Source organism: Rhodomicrobium sp. Az07 (genome assembly GCF_018619475.1).
Taxonomy (GTDB): Bacteria; Pseudomonadota; Alphaproteobacteria; order Rhizobiales; family Rhodomicrobiaceae; genus Rhodomicrobium.
On record NZ_JAHFZG010000015.1, the window covers coordinates 67881 to 88811 of the forward strand.

Genomic DNA, 20931 nt, shown 5'->3' on the forward strand with positions numbered 1-20931 from the left:
CCCGTGCTGCGTTTTGTTCCGTTTCTGGCGTTACCGCTTCTCGCCGCCGCTTGCGCTCCGGTCGCGACTTCGATCCCCGCCGCGAATCAGTTTGTTCTGGTTGAACCGGAACGGTACAGGACGACAACGGAGCGGGAACTTGCGCAGCAATTCGCCGAAAACGACTGTAAGGCGAGAGCGCTCGCGGCAAGCGCGGCGGTTCAGAAAGCCGGACAGTCGGGCCATTCGCAGAGGGGCTCGCCTTCGGGCGACAGCTCCAATCTCGGGGCGACGATCCGCAACCGCCGCCAGTCGGATGAGATGCACGCGGCAACCTTCACGGCGTGCATGAACAAGGCCGGTTTTCTGCTGAAGCCTCCGGTTTGAGTCAGCGCCCGGCTTGAGCCGGTCGGATCGGCGAGCTACACGAACGTCTCAAACAGCCTGAGGGGGGACGATCGCGCGATCAGCAGCGGCGGAGGCGGTTTCGACCGCCGGCCAGCACCGATGCGCCACGCCTCCGAAAAGTGCCATCCCGCACCGGTGAGCGCCGGGGAAATTTCCCAAGTTCGTGAATTTTCGCGAATGCGCGTTTTCGTCATTGACGGGAGGCGCGCATTTCATCACCATGCGGCCATTTGCGGAGGGGCAAGTTTCAGCAAGTTCATCGGCGCATGTGAGAAGGAGAAGGCGTAAAACTAGCACAAGGGGGGAATGTCACGCAAGGGGTAAATGGAATGAACGACGGTATATCGCTGGAAATGCTCGCCTTCAATCTTAAGCTTTTGGGGCGAAGGAGTAGAAAGAAAGTCCTTATCAGCGCGGGCAAGGAGGACGACAAGGCAAGAATGCTTCCCGCGATCAAGCAATTTCTAAGCCTTGAAGTCGATGTTTTCGCTACGCCGGGCACACACAGATTTCTTACGCGCCACGGCATCCACACGGTCGAGATTCACAAGATCACCGACGGCCGCGCACCGAACATCCGCACGTTTCTGAACGAGAACCGCTTCGATCTCGTCATCAACGTTCTGACAGGCGACAACGACTACGACGAATCGTCCGACGCGAAGCTTATTCGGAAGCTCTGCATCGAAAACGGCATCCCGCTCATCACCGATTGCGATGTCGGCATCGAAACCTTGCAGCAGATCGTGCGCGACACGAACAAGGGCACGTTCCGCTACAAGCTCTCCGACAATTCCGAGCCGTGGAACCTTCGCCTGCACTTTATGGAAGCAGTCGAGAAGCTTGGCGGCTTCGCAAACCATCACGCCCATTTCGACAAGGCGTACCTCGTCAACATGGAGAACCTGCGACTCAGCCAGGTCGACATGCAGAAGAAGTGGGAAATCTACCGCTACCTCAAGGAAAACTACACCCACGACGATCTCGTCGAGCGCATCAGCCGCGGCCTTGAGACCATGATCGCGCAGGGCGTGACCTATTGCCGGACGATGGTCGACGCGGACTCGACCGTGGGCCTGCTGCCGATCAAGGCGGCGGTCGAGGTGAAGAAGCGCTATGCGGATCAAATTCACTTCGAAGTCGGCGTGCAGCCGTTGCAAGGCGTGCTCGACCCTGCGTCCTACGAGCAATACGCCGAAGCCTGCGCGATGGCCGACTATTGCGGCGGGCTTCCCTCGCGCGACCGACCTCGCCCCGAGGCCCATCTCGACATCATCCTCGACCTTGCCAAGCGCCTTGGCAAGCCGGTTGATGTGCATGTGGATCAGGAAAACAATCCGCTCGAAAACGAGACGGAGCTTCTCGCCGAGAAAACCATCGAGCATGGCATGCAGGGCCGCGTCTTCGGCGTGCATGCGATCTCGCTCGGCGCGAAGAGCGAGCGCGAGCAGGACCGCATCATACAGAAGATCCTCGACGCCGATATGGGCATCGTGATCTGCCCGTCGGCAGCCCTCAGCATGGCCCAACTGCCGATGACTGCGCCGCTTCACAATTCGATCGCGCCGTTCCCGAAGCTGCTTGCGGCGGGGGTGCGGACCTATCTCGGCGTCGACAACATCCACGACCTGTTCATGCCGATCGTGGATGGCGATGTGTGGACCGAATGCCGGGTGCTGATGGAGGCGTGCCGCTTCTACGACATCCAGCAGGTGGCGAAGTGGGCCTGCGCGCGGCCAATCGCTGCCGAACGCGTCGCCTCGCTCGCGGCGTAGGGTTCCGGCACAGGTGTGCGGTCGCGGGAGCCGCACCATAGGCTTCTGTGACTCTGTCACATACGCCGAAGCTCTCAGCCGCTAGGTTGAGCCGTGTTTACTTGGCCGGAGGATCGCTAATGACACTCGGAAAGAGTGCCTTCACTGCTTTTGCTGTTTTCCTGGGGCTCACCGCCCATGCCGTTGCGGACGAGCAGTCCGACGCGCTCGCGGCAGAGGCGCGCGGGATAATTGCGCAGTTCGCTGAAAAGCTGAAAAGCGAACTCACCGGCGCGATAAAGGTCGATGGACCTCTCAAGGCCATCGAAGTCTGTCACGTTGCCGCGCCGGCAATTGCGGCCGATTCTTCGGCCGGCGGGTGGGTCGTGGGCCGCACCGCGCTCAAACTTCGCAACCCGAATAACGCCCCGGACGAGTGGGAAAGGAGCGTGCTGGAAGACTTCGATGCCGCCAGGAGCAAAGGCGCCGACGTGACGAAGCTCCAACGCGTCCAGATTGTCGAGAAGGACGGGGCGCGGACGTTCCGCTTCATGAAAGCGATCCCGGTCGCTGAAATGTGCCTGACCTGCCACGGGGAAGTGATCAAGGAGCCCGTCAGGGAGAAGCTCACCGAGCTTTACCCGCAAGATCGCGCGACGGGATACAAGGAAGGCGATATTCGCGGCGCATTTACACTATCGAGACCGATGCAGTAAGGGTCGGGATCGATGGAACGGTGGCGATGGCCACCGTTCTCGCCATGTCCCGGCCGTGATCGCGCGGAGAAAATCCGAACGGCGGCGCGAGGCGCGCAAAAGCCACCACAAACAGGCTCTCATGAATAAGGGGGCCGACTAATGCTCAGAAGGGCTTCAACCGGTTTGATGCCTCAAGTCCGAGCCGATTGCCTTTGAGCGGCGATCTGAACCTGCGTGCATATCCAGGGGTAGGTTTTCTCCAGCCCTCTGACCAGTGGCTCCGTCGGTCGCCAGCCCAGTCGCTGCTCGATCAGTTCGTTGTCGGAATTCCGTCCGCGTACGCCGAGCGGGCCCGGCACATGGTTGAAGTTGAGCTTCTTTCCCGCGACCCTCATGATCATGGCGGCCAAGCCGTTGATGCTCACCATTTCGTCGGAGCCGATGTTCACCGGCCCCATGAAATCGGAGCGCATTTGACGAATTGATCCCTCAAGACACTCGTTGATGTAAAGGAACGAACGGGTCTGGTTGCCGTCACCCCAGATCTCGATGTTGCCGCCATCGTCAGCCATGGCAACCTTCCGGCACAGCGCTGCCGGTGCTTTCTCCTTGCCGTCGTTCCAGGCCCCCTCGGGTCCGAAAATGTTGTGATACCGAGCTATGCGCACCTCCATTCCGTAATTCCTGTGGAAGGCCATATACAACCGCTCGCTGAACAGCTTTTCCCAGCCGTAATCGCTATCGGGCGCTGCGGGATAAGCCGTGTCTTCCTTGAGGCTCACATTGGAAGCGTCGCGCTGGCTGTATTCCGGATAGATGCACGCCGAGGAGGAGTAAAAGATGCGCCGCGTGTTGCGCCTGTGACAGGCCTCCAACACGTTCAAATTGATGAGCGCCGAATTGTGCATCACAGCGGCGTCGTTCTCGCCACTGAATATGTAGCCGGCGCCGCCCATGTCGGCCGCGAGTTGATAGACCTCATCGAAGCGGCAATCGACGGCTTCGCGTGCAACGACCGGATCGCGCAGGTCCCCGTTGATGAAATCATCGGCCTCCGTCTCGCTGAATTTCGGGTATTTCAGGTCCACGCCTCGAACCCAGAACCCCTCCTTTTTGAGGCGCTTCACGAGGTGACTTCCTATGAACCCGCCAGCTCCGCAGACCAATGCTCTTTTTGTCATAAGGTTTCCCCTTGCCTATTCATAATATGAACGGCTTATCTCGCGTGTTGAATGAATTGATAGTGCCCTCCACGTGCTGACGGTCCCGGTTTCGACCATGATCAACATGCAAGGCATTCATCCTGTTCAATAGCTAGCTTTCCGAGATACTCTAACGCTTGAAACGCGGCCGCCACATTACCAACCTCCACCTGACGATAGCGCCCGTTTGCGCTTTCCCTGCAAATCCGGTCTACGTCGGACCGTTTGCTTCCGATGAATATGACAGGCTTTCCCGACTGAACGCATCCATACACCTTTGAGGGCAGCACGTAGCCGACGAAGCTGTCCGACAAGGTGATCAGATGCGCGTCTGGTGTCACGAGAAGGCTCGCCAGCCGATCCAGGGAAACAGGCTTCCCGCGCACGAATGGGAGGCCCAGGTCCGTCAGCATGTCCGCCACCTGCTGGGCATTGCTTCCCACCGCATTGAGCCACAACAGCACATTCGCTTTTCCCTGGCTGTGATGCCGCCGGTAGGCCTCGACGAATGTCATATGATCGTGGGCGACCCCCCAATTTCCCGAATAGAGGAGCAGAACCTTTCCGGTCGCCTCGGGCGGCCGCTCCAGCGGGACCGTGTCCGCTCTGATCTCCACCGGCGACGGGTCAGGCTTGAAGCGCATGCGCTCTCTCGGTATCCCGATCTCGGCAAGGCGTTCGCCCTGATCGTGCCCGAGGATCTCGAACATATGCACGCGCCGCCGCCAAAAGAGCGTTGCGCGATAGACCAGATCGAGAGAACGCGATGAACGGCCGCGCTCGGCTATCGCACATTCGGGGTGGAAGTCGGTGATGCGATAGATCAGCTTCTTTCGCAAGATCAGATTTGCCGGCGCGATCCAATGGAGGAACAAGGGCGGACTGCCCGTAAAGAGAATCGACTCCGAGGCGCGCATGAGCCGCCAAAGGCGGAAGACAAGACGCGTATTGGTGCCCGCCGTCCAGAAAATCCGCCGCAAGGTTCGCGTCTTGTCATAGGGCTTGGCGGCAAGCTTGATCTCCCGATAGCGCCCGTTACCGATCTCTTCGCTGGTATCGCTGTCGCCCTGAGTTGAAAGTCCGGCGAGCGTCACGTCGAAACCTTCCGCCGCCAGTTTCCTCGCGAAAATCACGCTATACTGACCCACCGCGCCGAAATCCGGCGGCAGCCAATCGCAGATGTAAAGCAGCCGATGTCGGCGCTGATCTTCGCGAGTCGAGCGTACCGCCGGTGGATTACCCGGTTGAGCGATGTGGTCGATCCTGCTGAACATTATCGGAGTGGTTCCCCCATGTTCTCCACGGCAAAGCCTTGGGATGTCTCTACACCAAAATTTTAACTCATTCCATTTTCGATAATCTCTTTTCCAATGAGAAATAAGATATCAACAGGGCGCCTTCGAAAGGGCGAACCATTCTCCCGAGCCTAACCTTGGCGGAGAATGGGCCACGCGGAAAGTTGACCGGTGGTTAACGCGCGCAACTTGCGCGAAGCTTGCGCTGTGCGACCCGAAAGGCGCAGGCGCGGCGCGCTGTCCGCTATCAAGAACTTTCTATCTGCCGGGTGGTTGACAGCGCACGGGCCACGGGCGACTTAAGACGTGCTGACCGATGCATGCGGGAGAGACCAGCCCAGGCTGGCGCCGAAGGAGCAACCGCCCCGGAAACTCTCAGGCAAAAAGGACCGCGCGCAGACAGCACTCTGGAAAGCAGTCGCCCGAAAAGGCGGCTCACCGATGGGGTAAAGACCGGCCTTCCGCTTCGGCGGCCGAGCCGGTGAAATCTCTCAGGTTCCGTGACAGAGGGGGCGATGACCGCGCAAGCGGAGCCCTCGAATACACGGAGACGCCAGCCATGAGCGCTGCCCCCGCCGCCACAATTCACGAAACCGCGCCGCCGTTGCGGCAGACGCCGCTCGCCGCGCTGCACCGGGAGCTTGGCGCGAAGCTCGTCGCGTTCGCGGGATACGAGATGCCCGTTTCCTATGCAACCGGCATCGTGAAGGAGCACACGCATGTGCGCGAGCGCGCGGGCTTCTTCGACGTGTCGCATATGGGGCAGGCGCGGATTACGGGGCCGGACTTTGAAACGGTAGCCGTTGCGTTCGAGCGCCTCGTTCCCGGCGACATCGCGGGGCTGAAGCCGGGCCGGATCCGCTACACGCAACTTCTCAACGACGAAGGCGGCATCATCGACGATCTGATGGCGACGCGCGAGGCGGACGGCCACAGCCTTTTCCTCGTGGTGAACGCGTCGCGCAAGGAGATCGATTTCGCGCACATCGCCGCCCATCTGCCGCCGTCAGTCACGCTCGCGCCGCTGCCGGATCGCGCGCTTGTCGCGTTGCAGGGCCCGGACGCCGCGCGCGTGCTTGCGCGACAAATGCCCGAGGTGAGGGCGCTTGCGTTCATGAAGGCGGCCCCGTTCGACTGGCGCGGCAAGGCGGTTTTCGTCTCGCGCTCCGGCTATACGGGCGAGGACGGCTTCGAAATTTCCGTGCCCGCCGCAGTCGCCGAAGCCTTCGCGCGCAGCCTGCTCGCTCACCCCGAAGTCGCGCCCATCGGCCTTGGTGCGCGCGACACGCTGCGCCTCGAAGCGGGCCTGCCGCTTTACGGGCAGGACATGGACGAGACGACCTCGCCCGTGGAAGCCGCGCTCGATTTCTCCATCGGCAAGCGGCGTCGGCGCGACGGCGGCTTCATCGGCGCGGAACGCGTTCAGCGTGAGTTGGACGAGGGTCCGGCGCGCGTCCGCGTGGGGCTTCGCCTTGATGGTCGCTCCGCCGCGCGCACGCACATGAAAATCGCCGCCGAAACGAGTGAAACCGTGGGCGAAATCACCAGCGGCGCCTACACGCCGACCGCCGCCGCGTCTATCGCCTTCGGCTATGTGCCGCCGCGCTTGAGCAACGATGGCACGTCGGTTGCTGTTGAAATCCGGGGAGCGTTTCAGCCCGCGCGTGTCGCGGGTCTGCCCTTCGTGCCACATCGTTACGTTCGCAAAGCATAAGGTCACAAGCCATGACGCTCATCAAATACACCGAAGACCACGAATATATCAGCGTCGAGGACGGTGTCGGCACGATCGGCATTACGGACTACGCGCAGGGTAAGCTCGGCGACGTGACCTTTGTCGAACTGCCGAAAAAAGGCGAGAAAGTGAAACAGGGCCAGCCCATCGCCGTGGTCGAGTCGGTCAAGGCCGCGAGCGACATCTATTCGCCCGCCAGCGGCGAAATCGTCGAGATCAACGAGACGCTGAACGACCAGCCGGACCTCATCAATCGGGAGCCCGAAGCGGGCGCGTGGCTCTACAAGCTCGCGCTGTCGAACACCGCCGAACTCGACAAGCTCATGGATCGGGACGCTTACCTCGCCTATGCGAGCGCGGAGGGCTGATGCGCTATCTTCCCCACACGGACGCGGATCGCCGCACCATGCTCGACGCCATCGGCGTCGCCGACATCGACGCGCTGTTCGCGGCCGTGCCCGAGGGCTCGCTTCGGGACGAGTTGCCCGACCTGCCGCGCGCGCAGAGCGAAATCGCCGTGGAGCGCGCGCTCTCTCGGCTCGCCGCCCGCAACGTGCCCGCATCGTCGGTGCCGTTCTTCGCGGGTGCGGGCGCGTACAAGCACCACGTCCCGGCGACGGTGGATCATATCATCCAGCGTTCGGAGTTCATGACGGCCTACACGCCCTACCAGCCGGAAATCGCGCAGGGCACGCTGCACTATCTGTTCGAGTTTCAAACCCAGGTCGCGGCCCTGACCGGCATGGAGGTGGCGAACGCCTCGATGTATGACGGTTCGACGGCGGCGAGCGAGGCCGTGCTGATGGCGCATCGCGTGACGCGGCGCGGCAAGGCGGTCGTCGCGGGCGGCGTGCATCCGCATTATCGCGCGGTGATCGAGACGGTTTCGCGGCTCGGCGGCTTCGAGGTCGATGCGCGCGCGGTCGATCCCGCAACGAGCTTCGACGCGGACGCCGACAACGGCACCTCCTGCATCGTCGTGCAGATGCCGGATGCTTTCGGCCGCGTGGCCGATCTCTCCGCGCTTGCCGACAAGGCACATGAAGCAGGCGCGCTGCTCGTCGTCGTGGTCACGGAAGCGGTGTCGTTCGGCGCGCTGAAATCGCCCGGTGCGATGGGCGCGGATATCGTCGTCGCGGAAGGCCAGAGCATCGGCAACGGTCTGAACTTCGGCGGCCCGTATCTCGGCCTGTTCGCGACGCGCAAGAAATTCGTGCGCCAGATGCCGGGGCGGCTCTGCGGCGAAACCGTAGACCATGACGGGCGTCGCGGCTTCGTGCTCACGCTGTCCACGCGCGAACAGCACATCCGCCGCGAGAAGGCGACGAGCAACATCTGCACGAACTCCGGGCTTTGCGCTCTGGCGTTTACGGCGCATCTGACGCTGCTCGGCGAGGCGGGGCTGCGGAAGCTCGCGCGCGTCAACCACGCGAGTGCGGTGGCGCTGGCGAAGGCGCTGGAACGCGTCGAGGGCGTGGACGTGATCACGCCCGCGTTCTTCAACGAGTTCACGATCCGCACGCCGAAACCCGGCGCAGCGGTGATCGATGCGCTGGCCGACCGAGGCGTGATCGGCGGCGTGCCGGCTTCCCGCCTCTGGCCGGACGAGCCGACGCTCGCGCATACCATCGTCGTCGCTGCGACGGAAACGACAACCCCTGACGACATCGCCGCCTTCCGGGCCGCGCTCGAAGAGGTGCTCCATGGTTGAGATGCCGAAAGTGATCCTTCCCGCCGCCGAAGCGGCCGCGCCGCAGACCACCTTCACCGGCAATCGCGCCCTTCAGATCGAGGAGCCGTTGATTTTCGAGATCGGCTCGGCGGAAACGTCCGGCGTCGATTTCGAGGAACCGGCGGAGACCGAAACGCGCCTCGGCGGCCTTGAGCGCACCGATGCCATCGGGCTGGCGGGCCTCTCGGAACCCGAGGCGATGCGCCATTATGTGCGCCTCAGCCAGAAAAACTACTCCATCGACACCGGCATCTTTCCGCTCGGCTCATGCACGATGAAGCACAATCCGCGCCTCAACGAGAAGATGGCGCGGCTGCCCGGCTTCGGAGACATCCATCCGCTTCAGCCGGAAAAGACCGTGCAAGGCGCGCTCGCGCTTATGACGGAGCTGTCGCGCTGGCTGCTCGAACTGACCGGCATGCACGCCATCGCCCTGTCGCCCAAGGCCGGCGCGCATGGCGAGTTCTGCGGCATGGCGGCGATCAAGGCGGCGCTCGAAGCGCGTGGCGAGGCGGAAACGCGCCGCGTGGTCTTGGTGCCCGTCTCGGCGCACGGCACCAACCCGGCGACGGCGGCGCATCTCGGCTTCACGGTTCGCGCGGTCGAAGCGGGGCCTGACGGCACGGTCGCCGTGGACGCCGTTCGCGCGGCGCTCGGGCCGGACGTCGCGGCGATGATGCTGACGAACCCGAACACCTGCGGGCTGTTCGAGCCGCATATCCGCGAGATCGCCGACGCGCTGCACGAAGCGGGCGCGTATCTCTATTGCGACGGCGCGAATTTCAACGCCATCGCGGGCAAGGTGCGCCCCGGCGACCTCGGCGCGGATGCGATGCACATCAACCTGCACAAGACGTTCTCGACGCCGCATGGCGGCGGCGGTCCGGGTGCCGGGCCGGTGGTGCTGTCGGAAGCGCTCGCGGCTTACGCGCCGGTGCCGTTCGTGCGCCGCGATGGCGATGCGATCCGGCTTGTAGAACACGTGGGCGACGCGCCGGAAGGTGCCGCGCCGTTCGGCCGTCTCGCCGCGTTCCATGGCCAGATGGGCATGTTCGTGCGCGCGCTCGCCTATATGATGAGCCACGGCGCGGACGGCATCCGCCAGGCGTCGGAAGACGCGGTGCTGAACGCGAATTACGTGCGCGCGCGGCTCGCCGACGTGCTGACGCTGCCGTTCCCCGAGGGCGCGATGCACGAGGTGCTGTTCGACGACCGCTTCCTGAAGGGCACGGGCGTCTCGACGCTCGACTTCGCGAAGGCGCTGATCGACGAGGGTTTTCACCCGATGACGGTGTATTTCCCGCTTGTCGTTTCCGGCGCGATGCTCGTTGAGCCGACCGAATCGGAATCGAAGCAGAGCCTCGACCAGTTCATCGACGCGATGCGCGCGCTGGCCCTCGCGGCGAAAGCGGGCGATGTGGCGCGCTTCACGGAAGCGCCGCGTTTCGCGCCGCGCTCGCGCCTCGACGAGACGCGCGCCGCCCGCGAGTTGGTGCTGAACTATCGCGAGAAGGCGGCGGTGTGATCCGCCGTCATCTTACTTCGCCGCGATGTTCTGTGACTTGTTGATCAGATAGCTCACGAATGAGGCGCATGCTCCGATCATGAGCATCGCGTCCGCCTCGTCTACCTTCGCCTCGGCTTTGTTCGCTACGGTGGCCATCTCTCCTTGTGCATCAAGGTATTCGCAAAGGCTGGTCAGGGCTTTGATGGGCGCCGGGTGCAAAGCGCTGTCGCTTTCGAGCCTCTCGAAAGCATCGCGCGGCGAGTTCGTGCGGCACACAATGCATGCTGTGGCATAAACCGCCAGTTTCGCCTCCCTGATGCTCTGAGCAGGTCGCCTCGAAACAAGGGCATCTGCGGCGTTTCTCAAATACAAGCGAGCGTCCGTAAACCTGTCGCCGGCAAGGCTTTCGAAGACGCGATTGACCACGCTCATTTCTTCATCCGAAGTAACCGGGAACAGGGTTTTTCCGTCTTCGAGCAGGCGATAGGCCGAGCCCCCTTGTTCGAGGCAGGCGGTAACGCATGCGGGGTCGAGTGGGCTGGAACGGTGGCGCAAAAGCCACTGAAGAAAGCCGTAAAACTCCGCCCAGCCGCCATCAACGAAAATACTCTTTATTTTTTTGACATTAATATCCCAAGAGTTATCGAACTCATCCGCCATCCCGAAGTCAAGCTCGACTTGCTTGTCTAGCAGAACCCCCCGCCACGGATCAGAGAAACACTTCTCGTTGCTGCGGGAGAAAGGAGGATAGTACGCTGACTTGCTCATGGAAGCGTAAATATGCCGCCAAAGCAGCGCCCTGAGCTGAGGCGTGACCTCGCGCAGCCTGGCCGCTTTCGAGACTGGCTCCAGCCCTTCGGCTTGGGCGAAGGTGAGATCCCTTCTCAGTTCATATAGATTGGTAGCCATTCCACAATCCCCCTGCAATCTAGAGAGGATATTAGGCTAATCGCATAATTAAGTAGTTAAAGAAAACATCACACCCCGCCAGGTGCGATGCCAAAAACAAACGATCCGAGAACGTTATTCAGCCGCGAGCTTCGTATAGCCGAGATGCGCGTTGAGCTTGACGAGCAGGTCCGTCGACGCCTCGACGATGTTCGTGCCGGGGCCGAAGATCGCCACCGCGCCGCCCCTGTAAAGCGCGTCGTAATCGTCCGGCGGGATGACGCCGCCCGCCACGATGAGAATGTCGGGTCGCCCCTGCGCCTCAAGCTCGCGCTTCAATTCCGGCACGAGCGTAAGATGGCCCGCCGCCAGCGACGACACGCCGACGATATGCACGTCGTTTTCCACCGCCTGACGCGCCACTTCGGCGGGCGTCGCGAACAGCGCACCGATGTCCACGTCGAAGCCGAGGTCCGCGAACGCCGAGGCGATCACCTTCTGACCGCGGTCGTGGCCGTCCTGGCCGACCTTCGCCACGAGCAGGCGCGGTCGGCGTCCGTCTTCCTTCTCGAACGCCTCGCACATGGCGATGACATGCGGAACCTTGTTCTCCATCGAGCCGACCTCCGCTCGGTAAACGCCCGAGATGGCGCGTGTTTCCGCCCGGTGGCGGCCATAGATCTTTTCGAGCGCGTCCGAAATCTCGCCGACGGTGGCCTTCGCGCGGGCCGCCTCGACCGCGAGCGCGAGCAGATTGCCGCCGCCGCTCGCCGCCGCGTTGGTGAGCGCTTCGAGCGCCGACGCCACCGCCGCGCCATTGCGCTCCGCGCGCAGCCGTTCCAGCTTCTCGATCTGGGCGGCGCGCACCGCCGAATTGTCGACCTTCAGCACCTCGATTGGCGCTTCGTTCACCGGCTGATATCTGTTCACGCCGACGATGATCTGCTTGCCGCTGTCGATGCGAGCCTGCGTGCGCGCGGCCGCCTCTTCGATGCGCAGCTTCGGAACGCCCGCGTCGATGGCCTTCGCCATGCCGCCGAGGCGCTCGACCTCCTCGATATGCTCCCACGCCTTCTTCGCAAGCTCATAGGTGAGCCGCTCGACATAATAGCTGCCGCCCCACGGGTCGATGGTGCGCGTGGTGCCGGTCTCGTATTCGATGAAAAGCTGCGTGTTACGCGCGATGCGGGCTGAGAAGTCGGTCGGCAGCGCGAGCGCTTCGTCGAGCGCGTTGGTGTGGAGCGATTGCGTGCCGCCATGCGTTGCCGCGAAGGCTTCGACGCAGGTTCGCGTCACGTTGTTGAACACGTCCTGCGCGGTCAGCGACCAGCCGCTCGTCTGGCAATGCGCGCGAAGGCTCATCGACTTCGACGATTTCGCGCCCTCAGCCTTCATGAGGCGCGCCCACAGCGCGCGGGCCGCGCGCATCTTGGCCACTTCCATGAAGTAATTCATGCCGATGGCCCAGAAGAACGACAGACGCGGCGCGAATGCGTCGATGTCGAGACCGGCGGCTTTGCCCGCGCGGGCGTATTCCACGCCGTCGGCCAGCGTATAAGCGAGTTCCAGATCTGCCGTCGCGCCCGCTTCCTGCATGTGATAGCCGGAAATCGAGATCGAATTGAACTTCGGCATGTTCTGGGACGTGTAGGCGAAGATGTCCGAGATGATGCGCATCGAAGGCAGGGGCGGATAGATATAGGTGTTCCGCACCATGAACTCTTTGAGGATGTCGTTCTGGATCGTGCCCGAAAGCTGCTTCGGGGAGACGCCCTGCTCTTCGCCCGCCACGATGAACAGCGCGAGGATCGGCAACACCGCGCCGTTCATGGTCATCGACACCGACATTTCCGACAGCGGGATGCCGTCGAACAGCGTGCGCATGTCGTAGATCGAGTCGATGGCCACGCCCGCCATGCCGACGTCGCCGCGCACGCGCGGGTGGTCGCTGTCATAGCCGCGATGGGTGGCGAGGTCGAAGGCGATGGAGAGACCCTTCTGGCCCGCCGCGAGGTTGCGGCGATAGAAGGCGTTCGAGTCCTCGGCGGTCGAGAAGCCCGCATATTGGCGAACCGTCCAGGGTTGCTGGACATACATGGTCGGATAGGGGCCACGCAGGTACGGGGCGAGACCCGGATAGGTGTTCAGGAAGTCGAGGCCGTCGATGTCCGCAGGCCCATAGACGGGCTTGAGCTGGATGCCTTCCGGCGTCTCGGCGGGCGCGCCGCAAGGGTCGCCAGCAAGAGTCGGCGTCTGCCACTCGATCTTCGAGAAATCCGGCAACGGAGAATCAGTCATCGTTCGCTTCCAAGTGTCCGTCGATCGACGCAGCCATCAGCTTTTCTGACGCGCATTCGTCGACCGATGCATATTAAGACGCCTCGCTCCGGCAATGCCAAACAAGCGGGGCCTTCGAAATTCGTAACCTCAGGCTTCGTCGAACGCGCCGAAGTTCTCATCCTCCGCCTCGAGACCGGCAGCTTCCGCCAGTTCCTCGACGCGCAGGATATGCTGCGCCTCTTCGAGAATGGCGAGAGCATTGCAGCCCTCATAGACAAGTCGGTCCACTGCTGTCCTGTCGTGAGGATCGAGCGACGAAAGAAGCGAAGCCGGGCCGGCGAGATAGACGAGGCTCGCGCCAGCACGCTTCAGAGCGGCGGCGGCTCCGGTAACCTCGGCGTATGCCGCGTTGGAAGAACACAGGCAGGCGATGGGCGCGGGGCTTTGCTTGAATGCGGTCGCGAGCTTTTCGATATCGGTGAAGCCTTTTTCGGGCAAGACGGCCTCGATGCCGCCCGCCGCGAAGAAGCTCTGCACCCAGAGCGAACGCGCGCGGTAGTCCGACGGCGAGCCGAGAAGCGCGAGAAATACGGGAGGGCGGGAGCCGATGCTGGCGAGAGCGAAGTCGGCGCGCTGGCGCAGCACTTCGAAGGGTTCGGCGTCGCGTCGGGCCACGTGGAGAGGGCCACCCGCCATCAGGTCGCTGACGACACGCGAGACCGAACGCAGTTCGGCGAGCGGCACGCCACGCGCAGCGGCGGAAACGAGCGCCGCGAAGCGTTCGCCCGCGCCGGCGGCGGGAAGCGCGGAGTCGACGGTCGGATGCACTTCTTCCAGGATGACGGCGGTCGGCTCTTCGACACCGATCCTCTCGTTGAGGTTCGGGAAGACCGAAACGCCGGTGATCCTTTCCTTGCGGTGTGCGATGGCGCGGTCGCGCTTCTCGGCCGTCTGACGCAGGCGAGCCGCGACGAAGCCGCTTTCAAGCGCCTTCAAGAGACCGCCCTTGGCTTCCACCTCGCGGAACAGCGCCCAGGCCGACGCGGCGAGCTTTTCCGTCAACGCCTCGACATAGGCGGACCCGGCTGCCGGATCGGCGACGGCCGAAAGCCACGCCTCGCTCTGAAGCACAAGCCCGGTGTTGCGCGCGATGCGCCGCGAGAGAGGCGTTGCCTCGGTCGCAGCTTCGTCGAACGGGTAGACTTCGATCGCGCTTGCCCCGCCTATGGCCGCGCCGAACACGCACGCGGTCGCGCGCAGCATGTTCACCTGCGGATCGTAGGCGGACAGGATGCGCGGCGGCATCTTCGCATAAAGAAGGATATGCTCGTTCGGCGCGAGCCCCGCCGCCTCATGGGCGCGCGCCCAGAGCAGCCGGATCGCCCGGAACGACGCGATGGTGAGGAACAGGTCAGCGGATGCGCACAGCTTGAAGCCGATGGCTCGCGATGCCTGTTCCGGCGATAGCCCGGCCGTTTCCAGCGCGCGCCAGTAGGCGACGGCCGCGGCGAGCGTGAAGCCGAGTTCCTCCACCGCGGAACCGCCAGCGCCATTCCAGGCGCGGCTCGATGCGAGGAAAGGCGTGACGTGCGGAAAGCGGTCGCGGATGGCAAGCGCTGCGTCGACCGTATCCGCCAATGCGGCTTTGCGGTCGGCCGGAACGTCGCCCGAGATGGCGAAGGCGGTGATCGGGTCGAAGCCCGCCGTGCCCACGATGGTCTCGTCGGCCTTCGCCAGAAGCAACGCGGCGTCGGCGGGGGAGCTTCCCGGCGCGAGGAAGACCGGCACACCGGCACCGGCGACAGCCTTCAGCTCGGCCGCCTTGCGAATGACGGGTCCGGTATCGAGGTCGAGGCTCAGGGCCGTCGCCCCGTTCGCCAGATCGTCGGCCAATTGCCGCTCGGCGTCGGCAAGCGAGGCGCCCGCAACAGGCTGCACGACAAGCCAGCCGCGCTGGCCGTGCCGCGCGGCCGACGTGGCGGCGCCGGTATACAGCGGCGACGTCGCGAAGCCTTCGTAAAGCTGATTTTCGAGCACGCGGAAAGGTGCGCCCTTCAGCGCCTTGTCCACGATGGCGCGCCAGTCCGCTTCGGACGCTGGCGGAAATTCTTTGGCAAGTGCGAAATGTTCCATGGCGGCGCATGATAGTGATGCGTTCCGTCTCAGTCCACAGCCAGAGGACCGATTTTTTGCCTTTTTCCGGGGCGCGACACCGCGCCTTAAGGCCGCGTTCGCGACAATCCCGTTTCGGAAGCGCGAGCCGGAGAGGGAACCTATGCCGCATCGCGAAACGAGGCTGCTAACCAGGCGCCGGCGGCAGGATTGCACCCCCGGATTGCCCGTTCGCGAACATTCGATTCCACGCTGTTGTTGAATCGTCGCCCGCTTCCTTTATAACGCGACGAAACCCGAGCGCCAGAAGTATGCCCAAACGCACAGATATAGACTCCATCCTCATCATTGGGGCTGGCCCGATTGTTATCGGCCAGGCCTGTGAATTCGACTATTCCGGCACGCAAGCCTGCAAGGCGCTGCGTCAGGAGGGGTATCGAATCGTTCTCGTGAATTCGAACCCCGCCACGATCATGACCGATCCTGATCTGGCCCACGCCACCTATATCGAGCCGATAACGCCCGACATGGTGACGAAGGTGATCGAGCGTGAACGGCGCGAGCATCCGGATGAGCGCATGGCCTTGCTGCCCACCATGGGCGGCCAGACGGCGCTCAACACCGCCCTGAAGCTCGCGCGTGACGGCGTGCTCGACCGCTTCGGCATCGAGCTGATCGGCGCGAATGCCGACGCCATCGACAAGGCAGAGGATCGCCAACTTTTCCGCGAGGCGATGCAGAAGATCGGCCTTGCCACACCGAAATCGCGGCTTGCGCAAACCCTTCAAGAGGCTATCGACGCGCTCGAACACGTGCCGTTGCCCGCGATCATTCGCCCGTCCTTTACGCTCGGCGGCACCGGCGGCGGTATCGCGTACAACCGCGAGGAATATCTCCATATCTGCGAGCGCGGCCTCGCAGCCTCGCCGACGACACAGATCCTCGTCGAGGAATCCGTCCTCGGCTGGAAAGAGTACGAGATGGAGGTTGTCCGCGACAAGAAGGACAACTGCATCATCATCTGCTCCATCGAGAACGTGGACCCGATGGGCGTGCATACGGGCGATTCGATCACGGTCGCGCCCGCGCTGACGCTGACCGACCGCGAATATCAGCTGATGCGCAACGCCTCCATCGCGGTTCTGCGCGAGATCGGCGTCGAAACCGGCGGCTCGAACGTGCAGTTCGCCGTGAACCCGGAGGACGGCAAGCTCGTCGTCATCGAGATGAACCCCCGCGTGTCGCGGTCGTCCGCGCTTGCGTCCAAGGCGACGGGCTTTCCCATCGCCAAGGTGGCCGCGAAGCTCGCCGTCGGCTACACGCTCGACGAACTCGACAACGACATCACCAAGGGCGCAACTCCCGCCTCCTTCGAGCCGACCATCGATTACGTCGTCACAAAGATCCCGCGCTTCGCGTTCGAGAAATTCCCCGGCGCGCCGACGACGCTCACCACGTCCATGAAGTCGGTCGGCGAGGCGATGGCCATCGGCCGCACCTTCCACGAGAGCCTGCAAAAGGCGCTCCGCTCCCTTGAAACGGGCCTCACGGGCCTCGACGACTACCTTCTCGAAGGACTCGGCAAGGGCGACGACAAGAACGTCATCCGCGAGGCGCTCGGCACGCCGTCGCCCGACCGGCTCCTCAAGGTCGCGCAAGCGCTTCGCATGGGGGTCGATCACGAGCAGATCCATGCATTGTGCCGGATCGATCCGTGGTTCATCCAGCGGCTTCAGGAAATCGTGGACGTGGAGGCGAAGGTTCGCGAACATGGACTGCCGCAAACCGAGCGCTCCTTCCGCGAATTGAAGGCCATGGGCTTCTCGGACGCGCGGCTTGCCGCGCTCGCGGGGCTCACGGAAGCCGAGGTCGCGGAGAAGCGCAGCGCGCTCAAGGTGTTCCCCGTCTACAAACGGATCGACACCTGCGCGGCGGAATTTCCCTCGCCGACGCCCTACATGTATTCGACCTACGAGGCCCCGCTTGCCGGACGCGAGATGTGCGAGGCCGCCCCGACGGACCGCGAAAAGATCATCATTCTCGGCAGCGGCCCGAACCGCATCGGCCAGGGCCTGGAGTTCGACTATTGTTGTTGTCACGCGGCCTTCTCCTTGTCGAACGCGGGCTACGAGACGATCATGGTCAACTGCAATCCGGAGACCGTCTCGACCGACTACGACACCTCCGACCGCCTCTATTTCGAGCCGCTGACACCGGAAGACGTGCTCGCGATCATCGAAAAGGAAGCGTCGAACGGCAAGCTCAAGGGCGTGATCGTGCAGTTCGGCGGGCAGACGCCGCTGAAACTCGCGCAGACGCTCGCCGACCGCGGCGTTCCGATCCTCGGCACTTCGCCCGACGCCATCGACCTCGCCGAGGACCGCGACCGCTTCAAGGCGCTCGTGGAGAAGCTCAACCTGCGCCAGCCGCAGAACGGCATTGCCTATTCCATCGAGCAGGCGCTCGCCGCGAGCGAGGCAATCGGCTTCCCAATCGTGGTGCGGCCTTCCTACGTGCTCGGCGGACGCGCCATGGCTATCATTCCGCACGTCGCCGCGCTCAAGGATTATTTCGATACGACGCTCGCGGCCTTCGTGCCGCCGGACGTGCATCATCGCTTCGGGGGCAATCGCCACGCGGAAGTGAACGCCGTGCTGGCGAAAAACGCGCTCCTGCTCGATTCCTATGTGCGCGATGCGACCGAGGTCGATGTCGACGCCATCTCGGACGGTACGGACGTGTTCATCGCAGGCGTGATGGAGCATATCGAGGAAGCGGGTGTGCATTCGGGCGACAGCGCGTGCTCGCTCCCGCCACATTCGCTCTGCGAGGCCACCCTGCGCGAGCTTGAGCGCCAGACCGCCGACATCGCCCGCGCGCTGAACGTGGTCGGGCTGATGAACATCCAGTACGCGGTGAAAGATGGCGATGTCTACGTGCTGGAGGTGAACCCGCGCGCGAGCCGCACCGTGCCGTTCGTCGCGAAGGTGATCGGTTATCCGGTCGCGGCCATTGCAGCACGCGTCATGGCGGGCGAGAAGCTCGCCGACCTGAACCTCAAGCACCGCGCCAAGGTGCAGCATGTGGGCGTGAAGGAAGCCGTGTTCCCGTTCGAGCGCTTCCCGGAGATCGATCCGGTCCTCGGGCCGGAAATGCGCTCAACCGGCGAGGTCATGGGCATCGACAAGACCTATGCCGTTGCCTTCGCGAAGGCGCAGCTCGCCAGCGGCAGTCGTCTGCCGACGGCCGGAACGCTGTTCGTGTCGGTGAAGGAATCGGACAAGCACCGCATCGTTCAGCCCGTCCGCGACCTCGTCGAGATGGGTTTCAAGGTGCTCGCCACGCGCGGCACCGCGCGCCATCTCGAAGCGCAAGGCATCCCCTGCATGCGCATCAACAAGGTGCTCGAAGGGCGCCCGAACATCGTGGACGCGATGAAAAACCGCGAGGTCGATCTTGTCTTCAACACGACGGAAGGAGCCAAGGCGCTGGCCGACAGTTCCACGATCCGGCGTACAGCGTTGATGTACAAGATCCCTTACTACACGACCATCGCGGGCGCGCTGGCTGTCACAAAATCAGTTGCGGCAATGCGCGCAGGCATCCTTGAAGTTCAGCCTCTGCAGAAATATATCGCCTAAACTATGTGTGCCGGTACCGGAGGGCGGTCCGGCGCGCATTGCTTTTTGTCGAATTCCACTATCAGATGGATGAACGGTTCCGGGGAACTTTCTCCGGACCTGGGGAGAATTGGGGATGAGCGAAAAAGTGCCGATGACTGCCCAGGGGCATGCAGCGCTTGAGGCCGAGCTTAAATATTTGAGGAGCGTCGAGCGTCAGCGCATCATCAAGGCAATCGCGGAGGCACGGTCGCATGGCGACTTGTCCGAAAATGCGGAATATCATGCCGCGAAGGAAGCGCAGGGCATGAACGAGGCGAAGGTGGCGGACCTCGAAGACAAACTCAGCCGTGCCGAGGTGATCGACATCTCCAAGCTTTCCGGCGAGACTGTGAAATTCGGCGCGACGGTGACGCTCATCGACGAGGACACCGAGGAAGAGGTGAAATATCAGATCGTCGGTGATCTCGAAGCCGATGTCCGGAACGGCAAGGTCTCCATCGGTTCGCCGATTGCGCGCGCGCTCATCAGCAAGAAGGCGGGCGACTCGGTCGAGGTGAACACGCCGCGTGGCGCGAAATCCTACGAAATTCTGAAAGTCGCGTTTCTCGGTTGAGCCGTGAAGGTTTCTCGCGCCGACCAAAGCCGAAGATCCGCACTACAGTCTGCCAAAGCCGCCGTTAAAGGCGGCTTTTTTTGCGCCGAAGCGGGAAAACGCTCCGCAAGCGCGTACGCAGGGCCACGCGCGCCATTCGCCGCATGAGCGCTTCGCTGAAATAAACGCCCCACCTCAATCTCGGCCTTAATAGAATTTTCTACTACTGCGGTGCCATCGGCAAATCGATCTTTATTTATTGCCATGACGTTTGAATGCGTTTTTTGCGTGTATGGTGGCTCCTACAAACCGGGCTCCGGCTGACTTGCCTCGCGAAAGCGCTGAATACATCATGTATGCACCTGCTGAAGACTTACACCGTCCTGTCGATCGCGAGAACGTTGCCGAAGCGTTGAATAGCGCTTTGTCCGGTATTGACGACTTGGCGATACGTATCTCCGCTCTTGAAAATGCTGTCGATGGGCGAATTCTATTCTCGACTAGCCTCGGAATTGAGGACCAGGTTCTCCTGCACGCCATCGCCAAGGCGCGTTCGCGCATCGAGGCGTTCACTCTCGACACGGGCCGGCATTTCCCGGAGACCTACGACGTCCTTTCGCGCAGCGAGCGCGTTCTCGGCACGCGCATCCGCGTCGTCTTTCCCGATGCGGACGACGTCGAGGAGCTTGTCGCGCGGGACGGGATCTTCGGCTTCCGCTATTCGGTCGAGCAGCGGAAGGCGTGCTGCCACGTCCGCAAGGTTTTGCCCCTAAAGCGCGCGCTCGAAGACGCGGCGGGATGGGTGACGGGCGTTCGCCGCGAGCAGTCCACGACGCGGGGCGACACGCCCTTCGCGGCTTTCGACGCGCAGCAGAACCTCATCAAGATCAACCCCATCGCCGACTGGACGCTCGAACAGGTGGAAGCCTACGTCGCCGAGCACAAGGTGCCGGTGAATGCCCTGCACGCGCACGGCTTCCCGTCCATCGGCTGCCAGCCCTGCACGCGCGCCGTCGCGCCCGGCGAAGATATCCGCGCGGGTCGCTGGTGGTGGGAAGACGAAAACCGCAAGGAATGCGGCCTGCACAACCGCCCCGGCGGTTCGAGAAACCTTTAATCCGCTTCG

The 20931-nt window shown here is 63.0% G+C and carries 15 protein-coding genes and 1 riboswitch; of the genes, 10 read left to right on the forward strand and 5 right to left on the reverse strand.

The window, feature by feature from the left end; genetic code table 11:
* Positions 1–3 precede the first annotated feature (3 nt).
* The 3 genes from KKP04_RS11885 to KKP04_RS11895 all read left to right on the forward strand — a co-directional run bounded on the left by KKP04_RS11885 (position 4) and on the right by KKP04_RS11895 (position 2857).
* Complete coding sequence (locus tag KKP04_RS11885) at positions 4–366, forward strand: hypothetical protein (RefSeq protein ID WP_215031429.1); 363 nt, start codon at positions 4–6, stop codon at positions 364–366.
* A 350-nt stretch (positions 367–716) separates the two neighbouring features.
* Entirely contained in the window at positions 717–2162 is a 1446-nt protein-coding gene (locus tag KKP04_RS11890; protein ID WP_215031431.1) for an amidohydrolase family protein, read from the forward strand.
* Positions 2163–2281: 119 nt separating this feature from the next.
* Positions 2282–2857: a DUF3365 domain-containing protein gene (locus KKP04_RS11895; RefSeq protein ID WP_215031434.1), complete on the forward strand. Its 576-nt coding sequence runs from the start codon at positions 2282–2284 to the stop codon at positions 2855–2857.
* Positions 2858–3030: 173 nt separating this feature from the next.
* On the opposite strand, the gene KKP04_RS11900 is transcribed toward KKP04_RS11895, so the two are convergent.
* Positions 3031–4020: an NAD-dependent epimerase/dehydratase family protein gene (locus tag KKP04_RS11900; RefSeq protein ID WP_215031436.1), complete on the reverse strand. Its 990-nt coding sequence runs from the start codon at positions 4018–4020 to the stop codon at positions 3031–3033.
* Between the two features lie 101 nt (positions 4021–4121).
* On the reverse strand, positions 4122–5135 hold the full coding sequence (locus KKP04_RS11905; RefSeq protein WP_215031439.1) for a hypothetical protein: 1014 nt from the start codon (positions 5133–5135) through the stop codon (positions 4122–4124).
* A gap of 514 nt (positions 5136–5649) precedes the next feature.
* Positions 5650–5738, forward strand: a riboswitch (glycine riboswitch).
* Between the two features lie 157 nt (positions 5739–5895).
* On the opposite strand from KKP04_RS11905, the gene gcvT reads away from it, so the two are divergent.
* The 4 genes from gcvT to gcvPB are packed head-to-tail and all read left to right on the forward strand — an operon-like array spanning position 5896 to position 10328.
* Positions 5896–7050: a glycine cleavage system aminomethyltransferase GcvT gene (gene gcvT, locus KKP04_RS11910; protein ID WP_215031442.1), complete on the forward strand. Its 1155-nt coding sequence runs from the start codon at positions 5896–5898 to the stop codon at positions 7048–7050.
* Between the two features lie 11 nt (positions 7051–7061).
* Positions 7062–7439 (forward strand): glycine cleavage system protein GcvH, encoded by a 378-nt coding sequence (gene gcvH / locus KKP04_RS11915; protein ID WP_215031445.1) that lies wholly within the window; start codon positions 7062–7064, stop codon positions 7437–7439.
* On the forward strand, positions 7439–8782 hold the full coding sequence (gene gcvPA, locus KKP04_RS11920; RefSeq protein ID WP_215031448.1) for an aminomethyl-transferring glycine dehydrogenase subunit GcvPA: 1344 nt from the start codon (positions 7439–7441) through the stop codon (positions 8780–8782). Before gcvH ends, gcvPA begins: the two co-directional genes overlap by 1 nt.
* Positions 8775–10328 (forward strand): aminomethyl-transferring glycine dehydrogenase subunit GcvPB, encoded by a 1554-nt coding sequence (gcvPB, locus tag KKP04_RS11925; protein WP_215031451.1) that lies wholly within the window; start codon positions 8775–8777, stop codon positions 10326–10328. Before gcvPA ends, gcvPB begins: the two co-directional genes overlap by 8 nt.
* A gap of 12 nt (positions 10329–10340) precedes the next feature.
* Here gcvPB and KKP04_RS11930 read toward each other — a convergent pair whose 3' ends face one another.
* From KKP04_RS11930 to KKP04_RS11940, 3 genes are all read right to left on the reverse strand, one after another.
* Positions 10341–11219, reverse strand: coding sequence for a hypothetical protein (locus KKP04_RS11930; protein ID WP_215031454.1), 879 nt, complete (start codon positions 11217–11219; stop codon positions 10341–10343).
* A 114-nt stretch (positions 11220–11333) separates the two neighbouring features.
* Entirely contained in the window at positions 11334–13496 is a 2163-nt protein-coding gene (scpA, locus tag KKP04_RS11935) for a methylmalonyl-CoA mutase (protein WP_215031457.1), read from the reverse strand.
* 129 nt (positions 13497–13625) lie between these two features.
* Positions 13626–15611 carry a methylmalonyl-CoA mutase family protein gene (locus tag KKP04_RS11940; protein WP_215031460.1) on the reverse strand — a complete coding sequence of 662 codons (1986 nt, stop codon included), beginning with the start codon at positions 15609–15611 and terminating at the stop codon, positions 13626–13628.
* Positions 15612–15901: 290 nt separating this feature from the next.
* Here KKP04_RS11940 and carB point away from each other — a divergent pair, with 290 nt between their 5' ends.
* The 3 genes from carB (at position 15902) to KKP04_RS11955 (ending at position 20922) form a co-directional block, all read left to right on the forward strand.
* Positions 15902–19231 carry a carbamoyl-phosphate synthase large subunit gene (carB, locus tag KKP04_RS11945; protein ID WP_215031473.1) on the forward strand — a complete coding sequence of 1110 codons (3330 nt, stop codon included), beginning with the start codon at positions 15902–15904 and terminating at the stop codon, positions 19229–19231.
* A 115-nt stretch (positions 19232–19346) separates the two neighbouring features.
* A complete protein-coding gene (gene greA / locus KKP04_RS11950) occupies positions 19347–19826 on the forward strand; it encodes a transcription elongation factor GreA (RefSeq protein WP_215031476.1) in 480 nt (159 codons plus the stop codon).
* A 421-nt stretch (positions 19827–20247) separates the two neighbouring features.
* The gene (locus KKP04_RS11955) at positions 20248–20922 is read left to right on the forward strand and encodes a phosphoadenylyl-sulfate reductase (RefSeq protein WP_251134070.1); all 675 of its coding nucleotides are present in this window, start codon (positions 20248–20250) and stop codon (positions 20920–20922) included.
* Positions 20923–20931: the final 9 nt, after the last annotated feature.

What these genes read in the sequence shown, in the direction of transcription:
- gcvT (WP_215031442.1), top strand. Translation starts at nt 5,896, where the DNA reads ATGAGCGCTGCCCCCGCCGCCACAATTCACGAAACCGCGCCGCCGTTG.
- gcvPB (WP_215031451.1), top strand. Translation starts at nt 8,775, where the DNA reads ATGGTTGAGATGCCGAAAGTGATCCTTCCCGCCGCCGAAGCGGCCGCG.
- scpA (WP_215031457.1), bottom strand. Translation starts at nt 13,496, where the DNA reads ATGACTGATTCTCCGTTGCCGGATTTCTCGAAGATCGAGTGGCAGACG.
- KKP04_RS11940 (WP_215031460.1), bottom strand. Translation starts at nt 15,611, where the DNA reads ATGGAACATTTCGCACTTGCCAAAGAATTTCCGCCAGCGTCCGAAGCG.
- KKP04_RS11900 (WP_215031436.1), bottom strand. Translation starts at nt 4,020, where the DNA reads ATGACAAAAAGAGCATTGGTCTGCGGAGCTGGCGGGTTCATAGGAAGT.
- gcvH (WP_215031445.1), top strand. Translation starts at nt 7,062, where the DNA reads ATGACGCTCATCAAATACACCGAAGACCACGAATATATCAGCGTCGAG.
- KKP04_RS11890 (WP_215031431.1), top strand. Translation starts at nt 717, where the DNA reads ATGAACGACGGTATATCGCTGGAAATGCTCGCCTTCAATCTTAAGCTT.
- KKP04_RS11895 (WP_215031434.1), top strand. Translation starts at nt 2,282, where the DNA reads ATGACACTCGGAAAGAGTGCCTTCACTGCTTTTGCTGTTTTCCTGGGG.
- KKP04_RS11930 (WP_215031454.1), bottom strand. Translation starts at nt 11,219, where the DNA reads ATGGCTACCAATCTATATGAACTGAGAAGGGATCTCACCTTCGCCCAA.
- greA (WP_215031476.1), top strand. Translation starts at nt 19,347, where the DNA reads ATGAGCGAAAAAGTGCCGATGACTGCCCAGGGGCATGCAGCGCTTGAG.
- carB (WP_215031473.1), top strand. Translation starts at nt 15,902, where the DNA reads ATGCCCAAACGCACAGATATAGACTCCATCCTCATCATTGGGGCTGGC.
- gcvPA (WP_215031448.1), top strand. Translation starts at nt 7,439, where the DNA reads ATGCGCTATCTTCCCCACACGGACGCGGATCGCCGCACCATGCTCGAC.